This is a genomic window from Streptomyces sp. 7N604 (assembly GCF_052245475.1).
Classification (GTDB): Bacteria; Actinomycetota; Actinomycetes; order Streptomycetales; family Streptomycetaceae; genus Streptomyces.
In genome coordinates this window covers 260241-286419 of record NZ_JBQQBX010000002.1, presented here as the reverse complement: position 1 = coordinate 286419, position 26179 = coordinate 260241, and the positions used below count along the sequence as shown (strand labels likewise).

Annotated in this window: 19 protein-coding genes; 15 read left to right on the top strand and 4 right to left on the bottom strand. The window is 71.0% G+C overall.

Annotated elements, in window-relative coordinates:
* Nucleotides 1–165: 165 nt before the first annotated feature.
* From ACTWP8_RS03445 to ACTWP8_RS03425, 5 genes are all read left to right on the top strand, one after another.
* The gene (locus ACTWP8_RS03445) at nucleotides 166–1608 is read left to right on the top strand and encodes a diaminobutyrate--2-oxoglutarate transaminase family protein (protein ID WP_443320650.1); all 1443 of its coding nucleotides are present in this window, start codon (nucleotides 166–168) and stop codon (nucleotides 1606–1608) included.
* Nucleotides 1609–1785: 177 nt separating this feature from the next.
* Entirely contained in the window at nucleotides 1786–3678 is a 1893-nt protein-coding gene (locus tag ACTWP8_RS03440) for an IucA/IucC family protein (RefSeq protein WP_443320649.1), read from the top strand.
* 84 nt (nucleotides 3679–3762) lie between these two features.
* Nucleotides 3763–4509, top strand: coding sequence for a GNAT family N-acetyltransferase (locus ACTWP8_RS03435; RefSeq protein WP_443320648.1), 747 nt, complete (start codon nucleotides 3763–3765; stop codon nucleotides 4507–4509).
* A gap of 86 nt (nucleotides 4510–4595) precedes the next feature.
* Complete coding sequence (locus tag ACTWP8_RS03430) at nucleotides 4596–6356, top strand: IucA/IucC family protein (RefSeq protein WP_443320647.1); 1761 nt, start codon at nucleotides 4596–4598, stop codon at nucleotides 6354–6356.
* Nucleotides 6357–6397: 41 nt separating this feature from the next.
* On the top strand, nucleotides 6398–8497 hold the full coding sequence (locus tag ACTWP8_RS03425; protein WP_443320646.1) for an ATP-dependent DNA helicase: 2100 nt from the start codon (nucleotides 6398–6400) through the stop codon (nucleotides 8495–8497).
* Nucleotides 8498–8650: 153 nt separating this feature from the next.
* Here the strand turns inward: ACTWP8_RS03425 and lexA are convergent, their stop codons facing one another.
* Nucleotides 8651–9436, bottom strand: coding sequence for a transcriptional repressor LexA (lexA, locus tag ACTWP8_RS03420; RefSeq protein ID WP_443315536.1), 786 nt, complete (start codon nucleotides 9434–9436; stop codon nucleotides 8651–8653).
* A gap of 499 nt (nucleotides 9437–9935) precedes the next feature.
* On the opposite strand from lexA, the gene nrdR reads away from it, so the two are divergent.
* The 6 genes from nrdR (at nucleotide 9936) to ACTWP8_RS03390 (ending at nucleotide 17747) form a co-directional block, all read left to right on the top strand.
* Complete coding sequence (gene nrdR, locus ACTWP8_RS03415; protein ID WP_443315535.1) at nucleotides 9936–10448, top strand: transcriptional regulator NrdR; 513 nt, start codon at nucleotides 9936–9938, stop codon at nucleotides 10446–10448.
* Between the two features lie 114 nt (nucleotides 10449–10562).
* On the top strand, nucleotides 10563–13445 hold the full coding sequence (locus ACTWP8_RS03410) for a vitamin B12-dependent ribonucleotide reductase (protein ID WP_443320645.1): 2883 nt from the start codon (nucleotides 10563–10565) through the stop codon (nucleotides 13443–13445).
* Nucleotides 13446–13511: 66 nt separating this feature from the next.
* The gene (locus ACTWP8_RS03405; RefSeq protein WP_443320644.1) at nucleotides 13512–14117 is read left to right on the top strand and encodes a YdbC family protein; all 606 of its coding nucleotides are present in this window, start codon (nucleotides 13512–13514) and stop codon (nucleotides 14115–14117) included.
* Between the two features lie 40 nt (nucleotides 14118–14157).
* Nucleotides 14158–14817, top strand: coding sequence for a histidine phosphatase family protein (locus ACTWP8_RS03400; protein ID WP_443320643.1), 660 nt, complete (start codon nucleotides 14158–14160; stop codon nucleotides 14815–14817).
* 12 nt (nucleotides 14818–14829) lie between these two features.
* Nucleotides 14830–15738 (top strand): ADP-ribosylglycohydrolase family protein, encoded by a 909-nt coding sequence (locus tag ACTWP8_RS03395; protein ID WP_443320642.1) that lies wholly within the window; start codon nucleotides 14830–14832, stop codon nucleotides 15736–15738.
* 260 nt (nucleotides 15739–15998) lie between these two features.
* Nucleotides 15999–17747 (top strand): DUF4153 domain-containing protein, encoded by a 1749-nt coding sequence (locus ACTWP8_RS03390; protein WP_443320641.1) that lies wholly within the window; start codon nucleotides 15999–16001, stop codon nucleotides 17745–17747.
* Nucleotides 17748–17858: 111 nt separating this feature from the next.
* Here the strand turns inward: ACTWP8_RS03390 and ACTWP8_RS03385 are convergent, their stop codons facing one another.
* Nucleotides 17859–19412 (bottom strand): MFS transporter, encoded by a 1554-nt coding sequence (locus ACTWP8_RS03385; protein WP_443315529.1) that lies wholly within the window; start codon nucleotides 19410–19412, stop codon nucleotides 17859–17861.
* A 118-nt stretch (nucleotides 19413–19530) separates the two neighbouring features.
* Between ACTWP8_RS03385 and ACTWP8_RS03380 the strand changes: the two genes are divergently transcribed.
* The 3 genes from ACTWP8_RS03380 (at nucleotide 19531) to ACTWP8_RS03370 (ending at nucleotide 21582) form a co-directional block, all read left to right on the top strand.
* Nucleotides 19531–20154: a TetR/AcrR family transcriptional regulator gene (locus ACTWP8_RS03380; protein WP_443315528.1), complete on the top strand. Its 624-nt coding sequence runs from the start codon at nucleotides 19531–19533 to the stop codon at nucleotides 20152–20154.
* Nucleotides 20155–20201: 47 nt separating this feature from the next.
* The gene (locus ACTWP8_RS03375; RefSeq protein ID WP_443320640.1) at nucleotides 20202–20903 is read left to right on the top strand and encodes a ribonuclease HII; all 702 of its coding nucleotides are present in this window, start codon (nucleotides 20202–20204) and stop codon (nucleotides 20901–20903) included.
* Between the two features lie 67 nt (nucleotides 20904–20970).
* Complete coding sequence (locus ACTWP8_RS03370) at nucleotides 20971–21582, top strand: hypothetical protein (RefSeq protein ID WP_443320639.1); 612 nt, start codon at nucleotides 20971–20973, stop codon at nucleotides 21580–21582.
* A gap of 104 nt (nucleotides 21583–21686) precedes the next feature.
* Here the strand turns inward: ACTWP8_RS03370 and ACTWP8_RS03365 are convergent, their stop codons facing one another.
* Nucleotides 21687–22325: a hypothetical protein gene (locus tag ACTWP8_RS03365; RefSeq protein ID WP_443320638.1), complete on the bottom strand. Its 639-nt coding sequence runs from the start codon at nucleotides 22323–22325 to the stop codon at nucleotides 21687–21689.
* A 208-nt stretch (nucleotides 22326–22533) separates the two neighbouring features.
* On the bottom strand, nucleotides 22534–24699 hold the full coding sequence (locus ACTWP8_RS03360; protein WP_443320637.1) for a RecQ family ATP-dependent DNA helicase: 2166 nt from the start codon (nucleotides 24697–24699) through the stop codon (nucleotides 22534–22536).
* Between the two features lie 146 nt (nucleotides 24700–24845).
* On the opposite strand from ACTWP8_RS03360, the gene ACTWP8_RS03355 reads away from it, so the two are divergent.
* On the top strand, nucleotides 24846–26120 hold the full coding sequence (locus ACTWP8_RS03355) for a DUF4192 domain-containing protein (protein WP_443320636.1): 1275 nt from the start codon (nucleotides 24846–24848) through the stop codon (nucleotides 26118–26120).
* Nucleotides 26121–26179: the final 59 nt, after the last annotated feature.

Genomic DNA, 26179 nt, shown 5'->3' with positions numbered 1-26179 from the left:
GCCGGGTGCCGTAGGGGACGGAAGCGAGCGGGTCCGTGGTTCCCCATCGCCTCCCGCCGTCAAGGATCTTGCGCGTGCCCGTGATCCGCTGCTCTCGGCGTCGTTGGTACGTACGGGGGACAGCGGATCAGCGTTCAGCACGTCCAGCAGGAGGATTGACGAAACGTGGCCGTGACCCAGCAACCGCCGGTGGCGTCACCCGTCCTTCCGGTCGAAGCGGCTCACGAGGGCATCCTGCGGCGGCAGTCGCTGCGCGAGTCCGCGGCGCGCACGTATGCGCGCTTGCTGCCCATCGTGCCGGTCCGGGCGCGCGGACTGACGATCGAGGGCGCCGATGGCCGACGCTATCTGGACTGCCTTTCCGGAGCAGGGTCGTTGGCGCTGGGGCACAACCACCCGGTGGTGCTCGAGGCCATCCGGTCCGTGCTCGACTCCGGTGCTCCACTGCACGTCCTGGACCTGGCGACACCCGTCAAGGACGACTTCACCACCGAACTGTTCCGGACCCTGCCACGCCAACTCGCCGACCGGGCACGGGTGCAGTTCTGCGGCCCGGCCGGCACCGACGCGGTGCAGGCCGCCCTCAAGCTCGTACGCGCCGCGACCGGGCGTAGCGGGGTGCTCGCGTTCGCCGGGGCTGCTCCCGGCATGACCGCGGGGGCGCTCGAAGCATCCGGGGGCGCGCAGGACGTGCGGGTGACGCGCCTGCCGTATCCGTATGACTACCGCTGCCCGTTCGGGATCGGCGGCGAGCGCGGCGCGGAGATGTCCGCGCGCTGGACGGAGAACCTGCTCGACGACCCGGAGAGCGGGGTGCAGCCTCCGGGCGGAATGATCCTCGAACCGGTCCAGGGCGAGGGCGGGGTCATCCCGGCACCGGACGGCTGGCTGCGCCGGATGCGCGACCTCACCGCCACGCGCGGCATTCCGCTCATCGCGGACGAGGTACAGACGGGCGTCGGACGGACCGGCGCTTTTTGGGCGGTCGAGCACAGCGGGATCGTGCCGGATGTGATGGTGCTGTCCAAGGCCGTCGGCGGCAGTCTCCCGCTTGCCGCCGTGGTCTACCGCGACGATCTCGATACCTGGCAGCCGGGCGCGCACGCCGGGACCTTCCGGGGCAATCAACTCGCCATGGCCGCGGGCGCCGCCACCCTGGCGTACGTACGCGAGAACCGGCTCGCCGAGCGGGCCGCGGAACTCGGCGGCCGGATGCTGAGGCAACTGCGCGACTTCGCGGAACAGCAGCCGTGTATGGGGGACGTACGCGGTCGCGGGCTCCTGATCGGTGTGGAACTCGTCGACCCCGAGGGCACGGGCGCAGCGGACGACGTCACGAGCGGCAGGGGACTCCCGGCCGCGCCCGGACTCGCCGCCGCCGTCCAGCAGGAGTGCCTGCGGCGAGGCCTGATCGTCGAACTCGGCGGTCGCCACTCCAGCGTCGTCCGGCTCATGCCGCCGCTCACGATCACCGATGAGCAGGCGACAGCCGTCCTCGACCGGCTGAGCGACGCCATCGCCACCGCGGCAAGGACCGGCGTGCGGCGCAGCGGACGCAGGAGCACAGGGGCGAGCGCGACTCGGCCGCCCCGGGACAGCGCGCGGTGACGAAGCGCCGGTGGGGCGCCGGAACACGCAAGCTGCTCGCCATCCAGCAGCTCGTCGCCGGAACGGGGATGCGGATACCCGCGCGACGTCGTATGCGTCCCGCCCCCTGCCCACAGAAGAAGGAGGAAGGCGCCTCCACCACGGCCGCAGCGCCTGGACCAGCGCGCCGACGAAACGATGAATCCACGCACGGGCCCCAAGACCGCAGCGTCCACCGTTGAACACACCGTGCCGCGCCAGGCCGGCCCCGCCGGTGTGCATTGCGTCACCAAGGATCCGCTGGACCACCCCGATCCGCGCGTCGCGGCCGATGCGGCGGCCGTGGAGAACCTGCTGCGCTGCTGGACGCGGGAGAACTCCACGCCGCCCCCGGACGGTGACACCCTGCGCATCCCCCTCGACGCCACCGGCACCGCGCTGCTGGTCCCCGTCCGCTACTGGTCGGCCACCGGGTGGCACCGGTTCGGGGCCCCGGTCCTGGAGAACGGCTCGGCGGGTGCCCCGGCCGCCGAAGCCGTCACCGTGGCGGCCCTGCTCGCCCGGGAGGCGGCGCACGGCGCCCCGCGCAGCACGAGCGCGCGCGGCCCGATCGCCCCCGGCGCGGACACGGCCGATCTCTTCAGCCGCGTCGCCGACTCCGTACACCGCACCGCCCAGTTCATCGCCGACCGGCGGAACCGGCCCGCCATGCGGCTCAGCGGTGATCTCTTCCTCGACGCCGAGCAGTCCCTGGTCCTCGGCCATCCACTCCACCCCACTCCCAAGAGCCGCGAAGGGCTCTCCGATGCCGAATCCCGCGCCTACTCACCCGAGCTGCGCGGTTCCTTCCCTCTGCACTGGATGGCGGTCGACCGGACCGTACTGGCCGGCGACTCCGCCTGGACCGAAGGCGGCCGCCCCGTGACCGCTGAGCAGCTCATCACGAACCTTGCGGGCGTCGATCTGCAACTGCCCGAGGGCACGGTGCCGTTGCCCCTCCACCCCTGGCAGGCCCGCGATCTCCGGCAGCGCCCAGCCGTCGCCGAACTCCTTGACGCCGGGCTGCTGCACGACCTGGGGCCCCACGGCGAGCCCTGGCATCCCACCTCCTCTGTACGAACGGTGCACCGGCCCGGTGCGACCGCCATGCTCAAGCTCTCCCTCGGGCTGCGCATCACCAACTCCCGCCGCGAGAACCTCCGTAAGGAACTCCAGCGCGGCGTCGAGGTCCACCGTCTGCTGCGCTCCGGCCTAGGCGAGCAGTGGAAGAGCGCCCACCCTTGCTTCGACATCGTCAGGGACCCGGCCTGGATCGCCGTCTCCGCACCGGACGGGCAGCCGCTGCCCGGCCTGGACACCGTGATCCGGCACAACCCTTTCGGCTCCGGCGACGACGCCGTGTGCATCGCCGCGCTCACCTCGCCGCGCCCCTGGCCGGGACCCGAATCCTCCGGCGTCCCGGTGATGCGGTCCCGCCTCGCCGACCTCGTGACCCGGCTCGCCGCCACGACAGGCCGCCCGGCCGCCGCCGTGTCCGCCGAGTGGTTCCTGCGCTACCTCGAGGCCGTGGTCCGGCCCGTCCTGTGGCTCGACGGCGCAGCGGGCGTCGCGCTCGAGGCGCACCAGCAGAACACGCTCGTCCTTCTGGACGCCGACGGTTGGCCCGTCGGCGGTCGCTACCGCGACAACCAGGGCTACTACTTCCGCCAGTCACACCGGGAGGCACTTGACCGGAGGTTGCCCGGAATCGGAACCGAGAGCGACACCTTCGTCTCCGACGAGGTCACCGACGAACGCTTCGCCTATTACCTCGGCATCAACAACGTGCTCGGCCTGATCGGAGCCTTCGGCTCCCAACGGCTCGCAGACGAGAGCCTCCTGCTCGCTGCCTTCCGCCGCTTCCTCGGCGTGGCCGCCGCCCCCAACGGAACCGGCTCACCGCTGCCCGGCCTCCTGCTCAAATCCACCACCCTCCGCTGCAAGGCGAACCTCCTCACCCGCCTGCACGGACTAGATGAGCTGGTCGGCCCGGTCGACACCCAGTCCGTCTACGTCACCATCCCCAACCCCCTTGTCGTATCCGCGGCGTGACACAGAGACCCATGGGAACCAAGGAGATCCAGAGATCCATGAGGCTCACGAGATATACGAGGCCCACGAGAGGAGAGCGTCGCCGTGCCGTCCGCAGAATCCAGTACCGACCGGAGCACCAGCTCCAGCACCGACGACACCCTCGACCTGCACCTGCCGGACGAACTCACCGCGTTGATCGACGAGGAACGCGCTGTCCTGGCACGCGCGGACGTCCCACCCCGCGCCCATCCGGGACCACCTTCCCCATGGACCGGCCCGGACCTGCTGGACTCCGTCGCCGAATGGGGGCCGGCCACCGGCCGCTCGGACGTCTTCCGGCTGGTTCCCGTCAGCATCGACCGCGATCTGCCGCTCGTCGCCCGCTGGATGAACGACCCCGCCGTCGCTGCCTTCTGGGGCCTCGCAGGCCCCGACGAGATCGCCGGCGCCCACCTACGTGCCCAACTCGAGGGCGACGGCCGGAGTGTGCCCTGCCTGGGTGTCCTCAACGGCACCCCCATGAGCTACTGGGAGGTCTATCGCGCCGACCTCGACCCCATCGCCCGCCACTATGCGGCACGGCCCCATGACACCGGACTCCACCTCCTCATCGGCGCCGTCGCCGACCGCGGCCGCGGCTTCGGCACCGCCCTTCTCCGCACCGTCTCCGACCTCGTTCTCGACAACCGCCCCTCCTGCACCCGGGTGATCGCGGAACCCGACATCCGCAACACCCCCTCCGTGGCCGCCTTCCTCGGCGCCGGGTTCCGCTTCCACGCCGAGCTCGAACTCCCCGAGAAACGAGCAGCGCTGATGATCCGCGACCGTGCTCACCGCCACCTCCTGTGATCCGGGCCGCTGCGGCCCGCTGATTGCTCCACTGCTTTCTGTACACCGCTCGGCCCGTTCCCGTTCCCGTCCGAGGAGTCCAGACCTTGCAGCCGTCACCACCCCAGCACCGTCACGACGCCTGGCACCGTGCAGCCCGCCGCCTGCTCGCGAAGATGCTCGCCGAGTTCGCGTACGAGGAGGTGATCAGGCCGGAGCCGGACGGCGCCGATCCGCTGGCTTACCGGCTCCCCGTGACCGACTCCACCACCTACCGCTTCCGCGCCCGCCGAGGCGCTTACGGACACTGGTGCGTCGACCCCGACTCCATCACCCCGTCCGCGGATCCCCTGCAGTTCGTCGCCCTGGCCCACGACACCGTCCTCGGCCTGACCGGCGACACGACGGGCCACCTCATCCGGGAGCTCACCGCCACGCTCGCCGCCGACACCCGGCTCGACACCGCGGCGGCGAGCGTCACAGACCTCGCCGACCTCGGCTACGCCGACCTCGAAGGCCACCAGACCGGTCACCCCTGGATCGTGGTCAACAAGGGCCGGATGGGCTTCTCTGCGAGGGACGCGGCCCGCTGGGCCCCGGAGGCCCGCGCTCCCCAGCGCCTTCCCTGGCTCGCCGTACACCGAGATGCCGCCCAGTACCAGGGCGTCCCGGCACTCGCGACCCCCGACCGGCTGTACGCCGAAGAGCTCTCGTCCGAAACCCGGGCGGCCTTCGCCCGCACGGTCGCCGAGCACCACCGCGACCCCGCCGACTACCTCTGGCTGCCCGTCCACCCCTGGCAGTGGGACGAGAACATCGCCCAGCTCTTCGCGCCCCAGATCGCTGAAGGAACGATCATCCAGCTCCCGGAGGACGAGGATTTCCGGCTGCCCCAGCAGTCCATCCGCACCTTCCTCAACACCAGCCGCCCCCGCGCCCGCACCGTCAAACTGCCGCTCTCCATCCTCAACACCCTGGTGTGGCGTGGGCTGCCCACCGAGCGCACGCGGGCCGCGCCCGCCGTCACCGGCTGGGTGCACGCCCTGCGCGACGCCGACCCGTTCCTCCGCGACGAGACCCGGGTCGTCCTGCTCGGCGAGACCGCCTCCATCACCGTCGAGCACCCGCTGTACGACAGGCTGCCCGGCGTCCCGTACCAGTACCGCGAGCTCCTCGGCTGCATTTGGCGTGAGCCCCTCGCCCCCCAGCTCGACGCCGGTGAACGGGCGCGCACCCTCGCCGCCCTCCTCCTCACCGACTCGCGCGGCGGCTCCTTCACCGCCGAGCTCGTCCGCCGTTCCGGGCTCGCGCCGGCCGTCTGGCTGCGCCGTCTCTTCGCCGCCCTGCTGCCGCCGCTGCTGCACTTCCTCTACCGGTACGGCACGGTCTTCTCGCCGCACGGCGAGAACGCCATCGTCGTCTTCGACGACCAGGACGTGCCGGTCCGCCTGGCGATGAAGGACTTCGTCGACGATGTGAACGTCAGCGCCGAACGGCTTCCCGAGCACGCCACCATGCCCGAGGACGTACGCACCGTGCTGCTCACCGAGCCGCCGGCCTTCCTCACCCAGTTCATCCACTCCGGCCTGTTCGTCGGCGTCTTCCGGTATCTCGCCCCGCTCTGCGCGCAGCACCTGGGGGTGGCCGAGGACCAGTTCTGGTCGCTCGTACGGGACGAGATCCTCGTCCACCACGCGCGCTTCCCGGAGCTCAAGGACCGGTATGACACCTTCGACCTGCTCACCCCGCGCATTGAGCGGCTGTGTCTGAACCGCAACCGGCTGTACCTCGATGGCTACCGCGACCGGCCCGAGCGGCCGCACGCGGCCGTGCACGGCACTGTCCCCAACCCCCTCAACCAGCTGTGACGGACGGCGATGTCAGTGCGGCCACGTAGGGTGGTTGCGCTATGACGAAGCCCTCCCTTCCCGACCTGCTGCACGCCGCCGTCACCGCCGTCGGCGGCACCGAGCGCCCCGGCCAGGTCACTATGGCCGAAGCCGTCGCCGAGGCGATCGACGACGACTCCCATCTGCTGGTCCAGGCGGGCACCGGCACCGGCAAGTCACTCGGTTACCTGGTGCCGGCGCTCGCGCATGGCGAGCGCGTGGTCGTGGCCACCGCGACCCTGGCGCTGCAGCGCCAGCTCGTCGAGCGGGACCTGCCGCGTACGGTCGAGGCGCTGCATCCGTTGCTGCGCCGCCGCCCCGAGTTCGCCATGCTCAAGGGGCGCTCGAACTACCTGTGCCTGCACCGCCTGCACGAGGGCGCGCCGCAGGACGAGGAGGACGGGCTCTTCGACGTGTTCGAGTCCGCGGCGCCGACCAGCAGGCTCGGCAAGGACCTGCTGCGGATGCGCGACTGGGCCGACGAGACGGAGACCGGTGACCGGGACGACCTCACGCCGGGCGTCTCGGACCGGGCCTGGGCCCAGGTGTCCGTGTCCTCCCGCGAGTGCCTGGGCGCGTCGAAGTGCGCGTACGGCGCGGAGTGCTTCGCCGAGGCCGCCCGCGAGCGGGCGAAACTCGCCGAGGTCGTGGTCACCAACCATGCGCTGCTCGCGATCGATGCCATCGAGGGCGCTCCCGTGCTGCCCAGCCATGAAGTGCTGGTCATCGATGAGGCCCACGAACTGGTCTCCCGGGTCACGGGCGTCGCCACCGGGGAGCTCACCCCGGGATCGGTCAACCGCGCCGTCCGCCGAGCCGCCAAGCTGGTCAACGAGAAGGCGGCGGACGCCCTGCAGACCGCGGCCGAGAGCTTCGAGCGGCTGATGGAGCTGGCCCTGCCGGGCCGTCTCGAGGAGATCCCCGAAGACCTCGCATACGCCCTGATGGCCCTCCGGGACGCGTCCCGCACGGTGATCACGGCCCTCGGAAACACCCGTGACAAGTCGCTGCAGGACGAGGACGCGGTGCGCAAACAGGCCCTCGCCTCGATCGAGAACGTCCACGGGGTGGCGGAGCGGATCGTGGCCGGCTCCGAGTACGACGTCGTCTGGTGCGAGCGGCACGACCGCTTCGGGGCATCGCTGCGGGTCGCGCCCCTTTCGGTGTCCGGGTTGCTGCGCGAGAAGCTCTTCACCGATCGCGCGGTGGTGCTGACCTCGGCGACCCTGAAGCTCGGCGGCGACTTCAATGGTGTGGCGGCCTCGCTGGGCCTGCCGCCCGAGGCAGCGCCCGGCAGGCCGGGTGGCGCGGAGCGGGCCCGCCCGGAGCCCGGCGGCCCAGAGCCCGGCGGCCCGGAGCCCGCTGGCTCAGGGGCCGATGGCGCGGAAGCCGAAGACGCGCAGGCCGATCGCGCGGCGGAGGAGGACACGAGCCCGCGCTGGAAGGGCCTCGACGTCGGCTCGCCCTTCGACTACCGGAAGCAGGGCATCCTCTACGTCGCCCGGCACCTGGCCCAGCCGGGCCGCGAGGGCAGCCGCACCGACATGCTCGACGAGCTCGCGGAGCTCGTGGAGGCCGCGGGCGGGCGCACCCTCGGCCTCTTCTCGTCTATGAGAGGCGCACAGGCCGCGGCCGAGGCTCTGCGCGGGCGGCTCGACCTGCCGATCCTGCTGCAGGGCGAGGAGACCCTGGGTGAGCTGATCCGCTCCTTCTCCGGTGATGCCCGCACCTGCCTGTTCGGCACCTTGTCGCTGTGGCAGGGGGTCGATGTCCCGGGGGCGAACTGCCAGTTGGTCGTCATGGACCGCATCCCCTTCCCCCGGCCCGACGACCCGCTGATGAGCGCCCGGCAGAAGGCCGTGGAGGAAGGCGGCGGCAACGGCTTCATGGCGGTCGCGGCGACACATGCGGCGCTGCTGATGGCTCAGGGCGCCGGGCGGCTCGTACGGGCCTCCGGCGACCGCGGTGTGGTGGCCGTCCTCGATCCCCGTCTGGCGACCGCCCGCTACGGCAGCTTCCTGCGGGCGTCCATGCCCAACTTCTGGTACACGACCGACCGCAACCAGGTCCGCCGCTCACTGGCCGCGATCGACGCGGCCGCCCGCACCGCGGAGAGTTAGCTCCGCCGGGTCGCGGGACGTAGCACCGCGCCTGCGGCCGCCGCGCCCGGCCGCGGCACCGCCTCCGGAGGCCTCCGTGCCCTCCGGAGGCGTACGTGCAGCGGGCCCCGGAACCGGCGCAGTGGTTCCGGGGCCCGGTCGTGAGGGGGTACGTCAGACCCGCCGCAGCACCGCCACCACCTTGCCGAGGATCGTGGCCTCGTCACCGGGGATCGGCTGGTACGCGGAGTTGTGGGGGAGCAGCCACACATGGCCGTCCTCCCGCTTGAAGCGCTTCACGGTGGCCTCGCCGTCGAGCATGGCGGCCACGATGTCACCGTTCTCCGCGACCGGCTGGCGGCGCACGGTGACCCAGTCGCCGTCACAGATCGCCGCTTCGACCATCGAGTCGCCGACCACCTTCAGCACGAACAGTTCGCCGTCACCGACCAGTTGGCGGGGGAGGGGGAACACGTCCTCGACCGACTCCTCGGCGAGGATCGGACCGCCGGCCGCGATCCGGCCGACCAGCGGGACGTAGGACGCGGCGGGCTTGCCGGTCGTGTCCGTCGGCTGGCTCGCCGGGCCGTCCGACCCCCGGACCTCGTACGCCCGCGGCCGGTGCGGGTCGCGGCGCAGGAAGCCCTTGCGCTCCAGGGCCATGAGCTGATGGGCAACGGACGAGGTGCTCGAGAGGCCCACCGCCTGGCCGATCTCGCGCATGGACGGAGGGTAACCGCGCCGCTGCACCGAGTCCCGGATGACCTCGATGACCCGGCGCTGGCGGTCCGTGAGGCCTGAGCTGTCGGCGCGGATTCCTGGAGGTCGGCCGGGGAGCGAGCGCACGGGCTTCTGCCCCTCGGGATTCGTGGTCGCGTCATTCATCGGGTGGCTCTGCTCGAATCGGTGCTGGGAGCGGTCCTGGGCGGTGATGGTGGCGCTGTCTGCGGTGGTGGTCACGTCGGCCCCTCTCGAAATGGTTCTCCCTAGTGGCACAACGGTAGTTGGTTTCGAAAGGTTGCGCCAAACACACGTTCGAGTGAAATTTCGCAGATCGGCTGACGTGATCAAGCGTTCAGGTGTATAGGCGGAAAGCCGATTCCTTGCGGAGTGCGCCCTTCGTCCGGATCGGGTCCATGCGGCACGGCCATGCACTGTTGCCGGGGTGTCACCCAGTGTGGCACCCCGCCCCGGGTGTGGGTAGCCGGGCTCCCTCCCGTAGTCTCATGGGCGCCGCGGCGGCGCGACACGCGCGGGGTGTGCGCTTGACGGACGACCACCAGATCTAGTGGTTTCATTGGCGGCAGCCACCTACAAGTTGTGGTCCCGAGGCCTCCGTGGCCGCGGATATCGCCTATGCTTGAGGCTGTTCCCAAGGGCCTTCCGAGGCCCTGCGGAGCCGTGCAGCTGTGCTGTGTCGTACGACGTTCAGAGGGTTCGAGGGGAGGGTGGGGATCTCATGCACTGCCCCTTCTGCAGGCACCCGGACAGTCGCGTCGTGGACAGCCGGACCACCGACGACGGGACATCGATCCGCAGGCGTCGTCAGTGCCCTGACTGCTCCCGCCGCTTCACGACCGTGGAGACGGCGTCACTCATGGTGATCAAGCGGAGCGGAGTCACCGAACCTTTCAGCCGTGACAAGGTCATCGCCGGCGTGCGCAAGGCATGTCAGGGGCGGCCCGTCACGGAGGACGCCCTCGCCAAACTCGGCCAGCGGGTCGAGGAGGCGGTGCGCGCCACCGGCAGCGCCGAGCTGTCCACCCATGACGTAGGGCTCGCGATACTCGGCCCGCTCCAGGAGCTCGACCTCGTCGCCTACCTGCGGTTCGCGTCCGTGTACCGGGCGTTCGACTCGCTCGAGGACTTCGAGGCCGCGGTCGCGGAGCTGCGCGAGCAGCGGAGGACGGCCGACACCGGTGGGCCCGCGGAGGACGCCGATGTCCCCGCGCCGGCCGGCGCCGCCGACTAGCGGCGGACACCAGACCTGCCCGGGGCGCGCTGGAGCGCCGGGGCATCAGACAGACACCGTGCCTAGGGGAAGAAAAAGGCACATCAGGGCGTTATGCCCTTTTAGGGAGGCGGCATGACAGAGACGACGAGCGGCCCGGCACGAAGCTCCCGTGCCAAAGGCAGCAAGGCGAGCAAGGGGCTGCGTATCGAGCGCATCCACACCACCCCCGGCGTGCACCCGTACGACGAGGTGGTCTGGGAGCGCCGTGACGTCGTCATGACCAACTGGCGTGACGGATCGGTCAACTTCGAGCAGCGCGGCGTCGAGTTCCCCGACTTCTGGTCGGTGAACGCGGTGAACATCGTCACGAGCAAGTACTTCCGCGGCGCCGTCGGTTCGCCCGTCCGCGAGTCCAGCCTGAAGCAGCTCATCGACCGCGTGGTCAGGACCTACCGCAAGGCGGGCGAGGACCACGGGTACTTCGCCTCCCCGGCAGACGCCGAGATCTTCGACCACGAGCTCACCTACGCCCTGCTGCACCAGGTGTTCAGCTTCAACTCCCCGGTCTGGTTCAACGTCGGCACGAAGCAGCCGCAGCAGGTGTCCGCCTGTTTCATCCTCTCCGTCGACGACTCCATGGAGTCGATCCTCGACTGGTACAAGGAAGAGGGGATGATCTTCAAGGGCGGCTCCGGTGCCGGCCTGAACCTCTCCCGCATCCGGTCCTCCAAGGAGCTGCTCTCCTCCGGTGGCAACGCCTCCGGGCCGGTCTCCTTCATGCGCGGTGCCGACGCCTCCGCAGGAACGATCAAGTCCGGTGGTGCCACCCGCCGCGCGGCCAAGATGGTCGTCCTGGACGTGGACCACCCGGACGTCGAGGCCTTCATCGACACCAAGGTGAAGGAGGAGGAGAAGATCCGCGCCCTGCGCGACGCGGGCTTCGACATGGACCTGGGCGGCGAGGACATCACCTCCGTCCAGTACCAGAATGCCAACAACTCGATCCGCGTGAACGACGAGTTCATGAAGGCGTACGAGTCCGGCTCGAAGTTCGGGCTGCGCGCCCGCATGACCGGTGAGGTCATCGAAGAGGTCGACGCCAAGGCCCTGTTCCGCAAGATGGCCGAGGCCGCCTGGGCATGCGCCGACCCCGGCATTCAGTACGACGACACGATCAACCACTGGCACACATCCCCGGAGACGGGCCGGATCACCGCTTCCAACCCGTGCAGCGAGTACATGCACCTGGACAACTCCTCGTGCAACCTCGCCTCCCTGAACCTGATGAAGTTCCTGCGCGACGACGACCTGGGCAACCAGTCGTTCGACGCCGACCGCTTCGCGAAGGTCGTCGAGCTGGTCATCACGGCGATGGACATCTCCATCTCCTTCGCCGACTTCCCGACCCAGAAGATCGGCGAGACCACGCGCGCGTTCCGCCAGCTGGGCATCGGCTACGCCAACCTCGGCGCGCTGCTGATGGCCACCGGCCACGCGTACGACTCGGACGGCGGCCGGGCGCTCGCGGGTGCCATCACCTCGCTGATGACCGGCACCTCGTACAAGCGCTCCGCCGAGCTGGCCGCGGTCGTCGGCCCGTACGACGGCTACGCCCGCAACGCCGACGCCCACAAGCGCGTCATGAGGCAGCACGCGGACGCCAACGCCGCGGCCAAGCGCATGGACGACCTGGACACCCCGGTCTGGGCCGCTGCCACCGAGGCGTGGCAGGACGTCATCCGCCTCGGCGACAAGAGCGGCTTCCGTAACGCCCAGGCCTCCGTGCTGGCCCCCACGGGCACCATCGGCCTGATGATGGACTGCGACACCACGGGCGTCGAGCCGGACCTGGCCCTGGTCAAGTTCAAGAAGCTGGTCGGCGGCGGCTCGATGCAGATCGTGAACAACACGGTCCCGAAGGCGCTGAAGCGGCTCGGCTACCAGCCGGAGCAGGTCGAGGCGATCGTCGCCCACATCGCCGAGCACGGCAACGTCATCGACGCCCCGGGTCTGCGGCACGAGCACTACGAGGTCTTCGACTGCGCGATGGGCGAGCGCTCCATCTCGCCGATGGGCCATGTGCGCATGATGGCGGCGGCCCAGCCGTTCCTGTCGGGCGCCATCTCCAAGACCGTGAACATGCCGGAGTCGGCCACGGTCGAGGAGATCGAGGAGATCTACTTCGAGGGCTGGAAGCTCGGCCTGAAGGCGCTCGCGATCTACCGCGACAACTGCAAGGTCGGCCAGCCCCTCTCCGCCAAGAAGAAGGAGGAGAAGGCCGCGGAGCAGGCGGAGCCGGTGCCGGAGAAGGTCGTCGAGTACCGGCCGGTCCGCAAGCGCCTCCCGAAGGGCCGCCCCGGCATCACCACGTCCTTCACGGTGGGCGGCGCCGAGGGCTACATGACGGCCAATTCCTACCCGGACGACGGCCTCGGCGAGGTCTTCCTGAAGATGTCCAAGCAGGGCTCGACCCTCGCGGGCATGATGGACGCCTTCTCGATCGCCGTCTCCGTGGGCCTGCAGTACGGCGTGCCCCTGGAGACGTACGTTTCGAAGTTCACCAACATGCGCTTCGAGCCGGCCGGCATGACGGACGACCCGGACGTGCGGATGGCGCAGTCGATCGTCGACTACATCTTCCGCCGCCTGGCGCTGGACTTCCTGCCGTTCGAGACCCGCTCCGCGCTCGGCATCCACTCGGCCGAGGAGCGCCAGCGCCACCTGGAGACCGGCTCGTACGAGCCGTCCGACGACGAGATGGACGTCGAGGGACTCGCCCAGTCGGCACCGCGCCATGTCGAGGTCCCCAGGAAGACCTCGCCGTCGTCGCCGAAGCCCGAGGTGACGGCAGCCGTGCCCGCCCCGAAGGAGGCGCACAGCTCCACGGAGCTGGTCGAGATGCAGCTCGGCCTGAACGCCGACGCCCCGCTGTGCTTCTCCTGCGGCACCAAGATGCGCCGCGCGGGCAGCTGCTACCTGTGCGAGGGCTGCGGCTCGACCAGCGGCTGCAGCTGATCAGCTGATCGCGAATGATTGACGAGTGGGAGCCGGCCGCCGGCCGGCTCCCACTACGATGGCGCGGTGCTGGTCAAGTGGATTCGCTGTACCGTGGTGGACCGCCGGGGGTTCGAGCGGGGGCAGCGGAAATGGGCGGGGCTGCTCGGCGAGCCGGGGTTCCGGGGGCAGGGCGGTGGCTGGAGCCGGGTGCGGCCCGACGTCGCGCATCTCTTCGCCTTCTGGGAGAGCCGGGCCTTCTACGATTCCTTCATGGCGCGGTCGCACGACCGGCTCGCGGCTGCCCAGTCCGGCACCTTCAAGGACGCCCGGTTCCGGCTTTTCGAGCACCGCTTCGATGTGAAGGTCGGATTCAAGCCGGTCTTCTCGGACGCCGATGTGGCACGGGTGGCCCACTGCCGGGTCCGCGAGGACCGGGTGGAGCACTTCACGCTCATGCAGGAGAAGGTGTGGAACCCGGCGATGGCCGGGTCGCCCGGCATGCTGCGCGGGGTCTTCGGGGAGGCACCCGGGAACGAGTTCCTGGTGCTGTCGCTGTGGGACTCCGCAGCGGAGCACGGGAAGTACCGCCAGGAGCGCGTGGAGCGGCTGGCGCTGCGGACCCAGCTCGAGGCCGACATATCCGCACTCGCCGGTGATGTCGTGGCCCTCGAACCGACCTGGGCGGTCTGAGGGCACGGCGATCCCCGGACCGGCGAATTATGGTGGCCGCATGGCACGGCCCCGGCGCATCGTCCTCCTCCGGCACGGAGAGTCGGAGGGCAATGCCGACGACACGGTCTACGAGCGGCTGCCGGATCACGCGCTGCATCTGACACGGACCGGTTGGCGCCAGGCGGAGGAGGCCGGGGTCCGGCTGCGTGCGATGTTCGGCGAGGAGCGCATCAGCGCGTACGTCTCCCCGTACCGGCGGACCCACCAGACCTTCAAGGCGCTGGACCTCGACCCCCGGCGGGTGCGGATGCGGGAGGAGCCGCGGCTGCGGGAGCAGGACTGGGGCAACTGGCAGGACGCCGAGGACGTGCGGCTGCAGAAGGTCTACCGCGACGCGTACGGGCACTTCTTCTACCGCTTCGCGCAGGGGGAGTCCGGCGCGGACGTCTACGACCGGGTGGGCGCTTTCCTGGAGAGCCTGCACCGCAGCTTCGAGGACCCCGACCACCCGCCCAATGTGCTTCTGGTCACACACGGTCTGACCATGCGGCTGTTCTGCATGCGCTGGTTCCACTGGACCGTGGCGGAGTTCGAGTCCCTGTCGAATCCGGGTAACGGAGAGTTCCGGACGCTGGTCCTGGAACCCGGAGGCAGGTACCACCTGGACCGGCCCTTCGAGCGCTGGTGCACCCCGGAGTCGTACGACGTCACCGGCTAGAGTGTCAGGGCGATGACCGCTGATCCCACTCTTACGCGACGCTGCGAGCGTGCCCTCGCGAGCCTGCGGGGGCTGGCCGTGGGCGACGCCCTGGGCTCCCAGTTCTTCGTGCCGTCGAACTATCCCGCGCTGAAGCGGCGGGAGCTGCCTCCCGGCGTCTGGCAGTGGACGGACGACACCGAGATGGCCTGCTCGGTCCTTTCCGTGCTGGTGGCGCACCGCCGGATCGACCAGGACGCGCTCGCCCGGTCCTTCGCCGAGCACCACGACTTCGACCGCGGCTACGGCCCGGCCGTGAACCGGATGCTGCGGCTGATAAGGGAGGGCGGCGACTGGCGTGAGCTCGCCGCCGCGCTCTTCAACGGGCAGGGGTCGTGGGGCAACGGCGCCGCGATGCGGATCGCTCCGCTCGGCGCCTGGTACGCCGGTGACGTGGAGCAGGCCACGCACCAGGCGGAGATCTCCTCCTACACCACTCACCAGCACCGCGAGGCGGTCGCGGGGGCGATGGCGGTCGCCGCAGGGGCGGCCCTGGTCGCGGACCCGGACGGCCTCCCGGCGCCGGAGGCGCTGCTGGACGGCGTGATCGAGCTCGTGCCGCGGAGCGCCGTGCAGGCGGGTCTGCGGCGCGCTCGCGACATGCTCGACTACGGCGACGCAGGCACGGTCGCGGCCGTCCTCGGCTCCGGCCGTCGCACGAGCGCGCACGACACCGTGCCGTTCACGCTCTGGGCCGCGGCCCGCCACCTCGACGACTACGCGGGGGCGTTCTGGACCACGGCTCAGGTCGGCGGCGATATGGACACCACCTGCGCGATCGTGGGCGGCATCGTTGCGGCCACGGACGCCGGTGCTCCGCCGCCCCAGTGGCAGGAACGCACCGAGCCGCTCCCGGACTGGACCCCGGCCGTAAAGGTCTGACCTCCAACCTCTGGCTCCTGGCCCTCTGGCCTTCCAACCGCTGCCGCCTGGTCTCGTCGTGCGTCTCGGTCGGCGGGATCCTCCGTCACGGTCGGGCCACAGCTTGCCCCACGGATGGGTGGAGCGACGCCACATGGCCGGAACTGGGCTTACGCTGACGGCCACGTCGCCGTGTCGATCTTGACAGGTACGTGCCGAAACGAGATGCCGGGCCGTGTGCGCCGCAGCGCTGCGAACGAGCCCGGCTGGGAGGGGGTCCCGTGTCAGATCAGCAGTCCACCGCTCCGGAGCCGAAGGGGCAGGCGGCCGAGGGAGCGAAGCCGCACGAGGCGATGCCGCACGACCAGTACGCAGCCGGGTCTGACCCGGATGCCGAGTCGGCCCAGGAGGCCGAGGAGCCGGAAGACGCCATACCGGAGTCGCAGGAGAGCCCGGCGGAGGCCCATGCGGAGGTCCCGGCTCGTCTCCGGAAACCGCAGGCGTACGAGGACAGCGGGGTGCAGTGGAGCCCCGTCCGCCCGCCGGCACCGCAGTGGCGCCTGGACATCCAGCCCGACCCGCCGGCCCCGATCGGCCCAGCCACCCTGTGGGCCGCCTTCGCCACAGCGGGCCTGAGCGCCCTGCTGCTGCAAGAAGGGATAGGCGTCAACCTCCTCATCGTGGCGGGGGCAGCAGCCTTCACCGCAGCCTTCGCCGCCCATGCCGCGGGCCGCCGGATCCGGCCCTGGACCCTGGTGTGGGCGGTCGGCGGGCTGGCCCTGCTCGCGGTGCCCGCCCTGCGCGACGCCGGATGGCCCGCCTTCCTCGCCCTCCTCGCGGCTCTCGCTCTCGGGTCACTCGCCCTGCACGGAGGCCGCACCTGGCGAGGCGCCCTGCTCGGCTCGGTCGGCGTGCTGGGCGCGCTGGTGCCCGGCGGCCGGTGGGCCTGGCAGGGGTTGCGCGAGCGAGCCGACGGTACCCGGGACCGCTGGTGGCCTGTGGTCCGTACGGCGGGCGTGGCGGCCGCCCTCCTGGTCGTCTTCGGTGCGCTCTTCGCGGGTGCCGATGCCGCCTTCGCCGACCTGCTCGGCGGCCTGGCGCCCGATGTGACCATCGGGGACAGTCCGGTCCGTGCCTTCTTCTTCCTCCTCGGGCTCTTCGGTGCGCTCGCCGCGGCACGTACGGCCGCCGCACCGCTGCGCTGGGACCGGATCAAGGGCCGGCCGGGCCGACCGCGCGGCAGGATCGAGTGGGCCCTGCCCCTGGTCGTGCTCAACGCACTCTTCGCTGCCTTCATCGCCGTGCAACTCGCCGTACTCTTCGGCGGATACGACAAGGTGCTCAGCGAGACGGGGCTGACGTATGCGCAGTACGCCCGTCAGGGCTTCTGGCAGCTGCTCTGGGCAACCCTCCTCACTCTGGTCGTCATCGCGGTGGCGCTGCGCTTGGCCCCGCGCGGGGGTCAGCGGGACCGGACGCTGGTCCGCGCCGTGCTCGGTACGCTCTGTGCTCTCACGCTGGTCGTGGTCGCCTCCGCCCTGCGGCGTATGGATCTGTACGTCGATGCCTACGGCCTTACCCGGCTGAGGATTTCAGTGGCCGGAGTCGAGTTCTGGCTCGGCCTTGTCATCGTGCTGATCATGGTCGCAGGTGTTGCCGGCGGCCGGTGGCTGCCCAGGGCCGTGGTCGGAAGTGCGGCAGCCGCCGTGCTGGCCTTCGGACTGCTGTCACCGGACGGGCTCGTGGCCGAGCAGAACATCGAACGGTACGAGCGCACCGGCAAGATCGACCTCGAGTATCTGCAGGACCTGTCGGCGGACGCCGTGCCCGCCCTCGACGGGCTGCCCGAGCCGGAGCGCTCCTGTGCCCTGCGGGACATCGACCGTAATCTGCAGTCCGCAGATGAGCCCTGGTACGCCACGAGTCTCGGGGAGCACCGGGCCCGCGCCATCCTTCGGGACCGTCCGCTTGCGGGCACGGACTCCTGCGACCGCGCCGGGCTGTACGGCGGCGAGCGCGAGGCCTACTAGCCCTCCCGCCCTGAGCCCGTCCCGCCCGGCCCGTCGGTTCGAGCCCTGTCCTGTCCGAGCCCCCGGCCCCCTTCCGTACCCCACACACGAGGAGGCCGGGGGGCGGTCGCATCAGGCGACAGGGCCGCCGGCACCGGCGACACCGCCGAGCGCCTCCAGATCGCTCTTCCGCACCCGGACCACCACGACCGCGATGACCAGCGCGAGCAGGACCATGCCCGCACCTGCGACGAAGGCCGTGGATATGCCCTCGGCCAGCACATGGTGACCCCAGGGGGCCGGCAGCTCATGGGACTTGGCGAACTCCGCCTTCTGCCCGGGTGTGGCTTGCGCCATGAAGGACGGGACCTGGCGCTCCGCCTCGTTCCGGCTCGCCGTGCCGAAGACCGTGACCAGAATCGACAGGCCCAGTGAACCGCCGACCTGCTGCGTCGCATTGAGCAGACCGGATGCGGCACCCGCCTCGTGCTGCGCGACTCCGGACACCGCGGTGAGCGTCAGCGTCACGAAGTTGAGGCCCATGCCGAAGCCGAACAGCAGCATCGGGCCCAGCACCCCGCCCGCGTACGAGCTGTCGGGCCCGATCAGGGTGAGCCAGCTCATGCCGACCGCGGTGATCAGCGAGCCCACCACGAGGAACGGCTTGGGCCCAAGGGCGGGCAGCAGGCGTTGCGACAGCCCGGCCGCCACCGCGATGGCCGCGGTCACGGGAAGGAAGGCGAGGCCCGCCTCGATCGGGGTGTACTGCAGCACGTTCTGCACGAAGAGCACGATGAAGAAGAACATGCCGAACATCGCCGCCGAGAGGCTCAGCATGATCACGTACGTGCCGGAGCGGTTCCGGTCGGCGAACATCTTCAGCGGCGTGATCGGCTCCCGTGCCCGCTGCTCGATCAGGGCGAACGCGGCCAGCAGCACCAGCGCCGCCGCGAATGCCCCGAGGGTCAGCTCGTCCCGCCACCCCTCCTCCGACGCACGGATGAAGCCGTAGACCAGCGAGGCCATACCGGTGGTGGAGGTCAGCGCACCGGCGAAGTCGAAGCGGCCGGGGTGGCGCTGCGACTCGCTGATGTAGACCGGGGCGAGTGCGGCGATCAGGATGCCGATCGGAACATTGACGAACAGCACCCAGCGCCAGTCGAGCCACTCAGTGAGCATGCCGCCCGCCAACAGTCCTATCGCACCGCCTCCGGCGGACACCGCGGCGAAGACCCCGAACGCCCGGTTACGCTCCGGCCCTTCGGGAAACGTGGTGGTGATCAGGGCGAGCGAGGTGGGCGAGGCGATGGCGCCGCCGACTCCCTGCAGGGCGCGGGCGGTGAGCAACTGCCAGGGCTCCTGGGCGAATCCGCCGAGCAAGGAGGCGAGCGTGAAGATCAGGATGCCCGTTATGAACACGCGCCGGCGGCCGAGAATGTCGCCCGCGCGCCCGCCGAGCAGCAGCAGCCCGCCGAACGTCAGCGTGTAGGCGCTGAGAACCCACGAGAGGTCAGTGGTGGAGAAGCTGAGCGCCTCCTGGATGTGCGGGAGCGCGATATTCACAATCGTGGCGTCGAGTACCACCATGAGTTGGCAGGCGGCGATGACGGCGAGGGCGACACCCGGCCGGCCTTCCCGACGTGCGGCGCCCGGCTTGCGTGGAGCCGCTAACTGAGAGGTTGTCACTACGGTTCCCCCATAACAGACTTAGTGAACGGTGCCGTTCACTGCATGACCGACAGTAGTCACCCGCACTCAGTGAACGCAACCGTTCACTAGAAAAATTCCCAACGGAGTGAATTCGATGGCCACTTCACGCCGGACGACCGCCGAGGCACCGCCGGTGTCCCTGCGCCGCCGTGGCCCCGTGCTCGAGCGAGCCATCCTCGACGCCACGCTCGACCAGCTGAGCACCGTGGGCTGGAGCGGCCTCACCATGGAAGGGGTCGCCACGGCGGCACAGACGGGCAAAGCGGCCGTCTATCGCCGCTGGGCGTCCAAGGAGGACCTCGTCGCCGACGCGCTGCGGGCGGGCCTGCCCACGCTCGACAGCCCCCCGGACTGCGGCAGCGTGCGCGACGATCTCATCCACCTGAGCTGCGGTCTGCGCGACGCGATGTTCTCGCGACCGGGTTACGCGCTGCGCTCCGTCCTTCACGAATGCGACAGCTCGTCCGCGGAGCGCTTCCTCGACCTGATCCTGAACGGGGTGGTCATGCCGGGCAAGCGGCTCATCGGCGAGGTCGTCCGGCGCGGAATCAAGCGCGGCGACGTACGGCCCGACGCCACCGGCGAGCATGTCGCCGATGTGCTCCCTGCCCTCATGATGTACCGGTCCAAGGTGTGCAGCAGCGAACTGCCGAAGCAAGAGATCACCGAGTTCGTCGACGAGGTGATGGTGCCGCTGCTGCGCCCGCACCCCGGCTGATGCCCACCTGCCACGGGGCCGCCCAGGCGGCGTAATCTGATGGCGTCATGCTCTACGAACTGCCTACTCACACCGTTGAGCGCTCACTGCGCGCCACCACCGGTGCCCGCATCGTGGTCGGCATCGACGAGGTCGGGCGCGGTGCCTGGGCCGGTCCGGTCACGGTGTGCGCCGCCGTCACCGGGCTGCGGCGTCCGCCCGAGGGTCTCACGGACTCCAAACTGCTCACCCCCAAGCGCCGCACCGAGCTGGCCGGGGTTCTCGAGGGGTGGGTGACCGCACATGCACTGGGCCATTCCTCCCCGCACGAGATCGACGAGCTGGGGATGACCGTGGCCCTGCGCCTCGCGGCGCTGCGGGCGCTCGAGGCGCTGCCGGTGCAGCCCGACGCGGTGATCCTCGACGGCAAGCACAACTACCTGGGAGCGCCCTGGCGGGTCCGTACGGTCATCAAGGGTGACCAGAAGTGTGTCGCGGTCGCCGCCGCCTCGGTGATCGCGAAGGTGCGCCGGGACGCGATGATGGCGGAACTGGGCCTGGAGTGCCCGGACTTCGGCTTCACCGCCAATGCGGGATATCCCTCGCCGGTGCACCGCGCCGCCCTGGAGAAGCTGGGGCCCACTGCCTACCACCGCATGTCGTGGGCCTACTGGGACGCGCTGCCCCGCTGGCAGCACCTCAAGCTGAAGCGGGGCTGGACAGGGGATGAGGAGCTGGAATCCGGAGGGCAGCTCGGCTTCGAGTTCTGAGCGGCTGCCCGATTTCTACCCCGCCCCGCCGATGCGTACCGCACCGGCGTTTGATAGACATCAGCTCATGCCTCTCATCCCCGAGGAGCCTCAGATTCACGAGAGTGTCCCGGGTCCCCGCGCTACTCCGGCCGCCGGCCGATCCGCGCCGACCCCCCGTCCTGTTCCCGGTCCCGGCCCCCGGCCTGCCCCGATGCGGCCCGGTCCTCCCGGTCCGCAGCGCGGCCACGCCGCACCACCCGTCCAGCGCGGCTCGCGCGACGCGGCCACGCCCGCGGCGTCCGACCAGGTCCCGCAGATCCAGTTGATCCCCGCATCCGCCGAAGGAGCGCTGGACGCGGCCGAGGAGGCCGTGGACCTGCTGCTGGACTCCGGCCGCGCCCCGCAGGACGTCCTCCTGCTGACCACGGGCGAGCAGCATCCGTGGGCGGCGCACGAGCTGTCCTTCGGCGAGGACTCGTACTGGGCTCAGCACGACGCCCACGACGACGTCTTCTACGCGGACGCGGCGGCAGCAGAGCGCGCGGCGAGCCGCCCCGTTGTGGTCGTGGCGGTGAACGGCGGGGCGGACGACGCCATTGCCCGTGCGCTGCCCGCGGCCATGTCCCGGGCGGGCGTGCTGCTGATCGTCTGCGGCGACCCGCAGCGGATCAACTCGCTCATCGGCGCCGGAGTCTGACCGTCGGGTTCCCGGCACCCGGCGCGGCGCGTGGGCGGCGTACGGCGATGGCCTGTGCGGTGACGCCTTGCGCGGATACCCGGGTACGGGACCCCGTACGGCCGTCAGTGCGCCGCCGCGTGGCGCAGCGTCCCCGCGCCCTCTCCCGCAGAACGCAGGGCCGCGGCAGTGACCGCGTCCCATCGCTCGACGACTTCGTGGTTCTCTTCCGGGCGGGAGGACGCGTGGGGGCGGCGGCCGGCGCGTCCCTCGCCGAGCACCTGCCAGCCCTCCCGCGTCAGCGTGATGTACGCGCCACAGCGCAGCCCGTGCAGTGTGCAGGCGTCGCGCAGCCCCCACATCCACGCGCCGTCCTCCTCGGTCCACCGGCCGTCGCCGTCCCGGCAGTAGATGAGTACGGCCGTGCGGACGGGCACGCGGCGGCGCAGGTCGTGCGGGATGATCCGGCGGAGTTGCGTCAGCAGGGAGTTCCGGAACACCCAGCCGTCGGCCGCGCTCGCGAGGCGGCTGAAGGACGCGCTCGCGGCGACTCGCTCGTCCGCTTCGAGAACGGCGACCACTGCGGTCGACGGCGTCGGCAGATGGCGGCTGTGGAGGCCGGTGACGACCTCGCGGGGGTTGCGCAGCAGAGGGATACCGGCCGCCGCCCACTCCGCGGGCTCGAGCATCCGGCCCAGCCTGGACGGGGAGCCCGCGGCAGCGGAGAGGGACGCGGCGGACGGCGGAGCGAAGCCGGAGGTCACGGTCCTCCCTTCGTCTGCGTCTGCTCGCCCGCGATGCCGGGCGGAGCCTGTTCGGGCGCACCACGACAGTGCGCTTCCGAACTGCGGCAGGCCGGTGCGGGGGACACTGCCAATTCTTGCGGGCGTACTCGCAGGCGGCAATGAGCAATTGGCGCCGACGACCGGTATCTGGCGATGCGCCGCCTATATCCCTGCGATGCTTCCCGGATCACCCCTGCACAGCGAGGACCAGCGGAAAGACTCCCTCGGCCCCGGCCTTGCGGAGCAGCCGGGCAGCCACGGCGAGGGTCCAGCCCGTGTCGGCCAGATCGTCCACCAGCAACACCGGCCCGCGGGCGGCGTCCAGCGCATCGGAGAGCTCGGGGGGCACCATCAGCGCGCCGTGCAGCGCCCGGAGCCGCTGCGCGCTGTTGGTGCGCGGCACCCTGGTGTCCGTCGTCTCGTCCGCATAGACGACCGAGCCGAGCAGGGGCATCCTGCCGACCGCCGCGATGTGTTCGCCCAGGCTCCCGATCAGCTGCGGACGGGTGCGTGACGCAAGGGTGACCACGCCGACGGGCCGGCTGGGGGCTTCCGGAGCCCCTGATGCCCAACCGCCGGGTCCCTTCGCCCAGTCGGCGAGCACGGTCACGACCGCTTCAGCTACGTCCCTCGGAACCGGCCCGTCCTGGCCCTGCGCGGAGAGCATCGGCCTCAGCCGGTTTCCCCATCCGATGTCGGAGAGACGCCCCAGGGCCCGCCCCGGCGCAGCCTGTTCGGCAGCGGGGATCCGGCCCTTGAGGTCCACGCCCACGGCGGCCAGCCCGGTCGGCCACATCCGGCGCGGCTCCACCTCGACTCCGGGACGGCCGAGCTCGCCACGGGCGGCTTCCAGGGAGCCCGCGGAGACCTCGGCGGTGAAGCGCGCGCCCGCACAGTTGTCACAGCGCCCGCAGGAAGCCGCGGCCTCGTCGTCCAACTGCCGCCGCAGGAACTCCATGCGGCACGCATCCGTGGCGGCATAGTCGCGCATCGCCTGCTGCTCGGCCTCACGCTGCCGGGCCACCCATGCGTAGCGCTCGGCGTCGTACACCCATGGCCGGCCCGTGGCCGTCCAGCCACCGCGCACCCGGTGCACCGCCCCGTCCACGTCGAGGACTTTGAGCATCGTCTCCAGCCGTGACCGCCGGAGGTCGACCTGGGGCTCCAGGGCGGGCAGGGACAGCGGCCGCCCTGCCTGGGCGAGCACATCGAGCGTGCGCCGGACCTGCTCCTCGGCGGGGAAGGCCAGCGAGGCGAAGTAGCGCCAGATCGCCTCATCCTCGGGACCGGGCAGCAGAAGCACCTCGGCGTGCTCAACACCGCGTCCGGCACGCCCCACCTGCTGGTAGTACGCGATGGGCGAGGACGGCGAGCCGAGGTGCACGACGAACCCCAGGTCCGGCTTGTCGAAGCCCATCCCGAGCGCCGAGGTGGCGACCAGCGCCTTCACCCGGTTCCCGAGCAGGTCGGCCTCGGCCGCCCGGCGGTCGGCGTCCTCGGTCTTTCCGGAGTACGAGGCGACGGTGTGCCCGCGCTGCCGCAGGAACGCCGCCACCTCCTCGGTCGCCGCCACCGTCAGCGTGTAGATGATCCCCGAGCCCGGGAGCTCTGCGAGGTGGTCGGCGAGCCAGGCCAGCCGGTGGGCGGCGTCGGGCAGCCGCAGCACGCCGAGGCTGAGGCTCTCGCGGTCCAGCGGGCCGCGCAGGACAAGGGCTTCCGACGCCGCCCCGCCGGTGCCGAGCTGCTCCGCGACATCCGCGGTGACCCGGGCGTTGGCCGTCGCGGTGGTGGCCAGCACCGGCACGCCCGGTGGCAGGTCGGCGAGCATGGTGCGCAGCCGCCGGTAGTCCGGCCGGAAGTCATGTCCCCAGTCCGAGATGCAGTGCGCCTCGTCGACCACGAGCAGCCCGGTACTGGCGGCGAGTTTCGGCAGGACCTGATCGCGGAAGTCCGGGTTGTTCAACCGCTCCGGGCTCACCAGCAGGACGTCGACCTCACCTGCGGCCACCTCCGCCTGGACGGCGTCCCACTCCTGGGTGTTCGCGGAGTTGATGGTGCGCGCGCGGATACCGGCGCGCTCGGCGGCCTCGATCTGGTTGCGCATGAGCGCGAGCAGAGGCGAGACGATCACCGTGGGCCCGCTGCCGGCGGCCCGCAGCAGGGCCGTGGCGACGAAGTACACCGCCGACTTGCCCCAGCCGGTGCGCTGGACGACCAGGGCCCGGCGGCGCTCCGCGACCAGCGCCTCGATCGCACGCCACTGATCCTCGCGCAGCTGGGCGGTCCCGCCCGGGTCGCCGACGAGGCGGGCGAGTACGGCATCGGCCGACGAACGCAGGTCTTCGTTGCTCATGCCCCCATGCAACCCGATGGCACCGACATCGCGCGAACGAGACCATCTGCCTGTGGAAAACCCTCGTCCACAGAATTCGTAGGACAATATTCGGGAGTTATCCACAGGGCTTTCGCGACCGGGCGGCCGGACGGCACGGTCGTCGCATGACGCAGCACATCGAACCCTCGCAGCCGTCCGCCATCGACCAGATCACCCTGCGCAGTCCGGCGGAACTCGCCGACGCGCTCCCGTACTTGATGGGTTTTCACCCCGACGACAGCGTCGTCCTCGTCGCTCTGCACGGCGACCGCGGCCGTTTCGGCGCGCGTCTCCGGCTCGGTATTCCCAGCAGCCCCGGCGAGTGGCCGGATGTCGCGGGCCAGCTCGCCGAATGCCTGGTGTCGGGCAGCGAGAAGCGCCTGTCCCGGCCCGAGGGCATCATCGTCTTCCTGTGTCAGGACCCGGAGCCGGGGGAGAACGGGCAGGACGTGATGGAGCGGCTGCGGCCGCTGGCCCAGCAACTGCGCACGGCGTGCGGCGAACTCGACGTGCCGGTGCTCGAAGCGCTCTGCATCTCCGACGGCCGATTTTGGTCGTATTGCTGCCCCGACGTGCGCTGCTGCCCAGCGGAGGGCACTCCGCTCGCCCTGCCCGGCACGTCCGTGATGGCGGCGGCCGCCACCTATGCCGGGATTCAGGTGCGCGGCTCGCTGCGCGACATGGAAGCCAGGCTCGCGCCCCTCACGGCATCCGAACCGGTCGTGGCAGCGCAGGAGGAGGCGCTGGATGCGGCCACCGCGGAGCTGGTTCCCCGGATTCTCGGGGGAGTGGACCGGGAGACGGTCTGCGGGGAGACGCTCGGCCTCGTCCAGCGGCTGCTGGACCGGTTCGCCGACTCACCGGCGTCGGGCAGCCACCCGGAGGCCGATGCGCGTGACGATGCCCTGGTCACCGACGCGGAAGCCGCCGCGATCATCCTCGGGCTACAGGACCGCACGACACGGGACCGCGCCGCGGAGTGGATGGAAGGCCCCGAGGCCGAAGCGGCACTGCGGGTGTGGAGGGCGATCGCCCGGCGCTGCGTCGGTGCATACGGCGATCACGCCGCGGCCCCGCTGACGCTCGCCGGTTGGGTGGCCATGTCCACGGGCGACGAACCCGCGGCTCGGGTCGCCCTCGGCATGGCGCTCCGCACGGACCCGGACTACCTGTTCGCCAAGCTGCTGCACCAGGGCGCCAACGAGGGCCTTGATCCGGAGCTGCTGCGCCGGTGCCTCCGCCAGGAACGAGCCGGGCGCGAGGCCGGTCGACGCGACCGAATGCCACCGCGGTCGCCGTCCGGCCGCCCCCGTGGCCGGACCCGGCCCGACGGACACGCGGTCCGGAGCGGCACGAGCGGCCGCCGCACCGGCCAACGGCGGACCGGGAGCGGATCATGATGCCAGCGGACGAGGCCCCGGCGCTGGACGGGGCCGGCCGCCGGGGCCCGCGCGGAGCA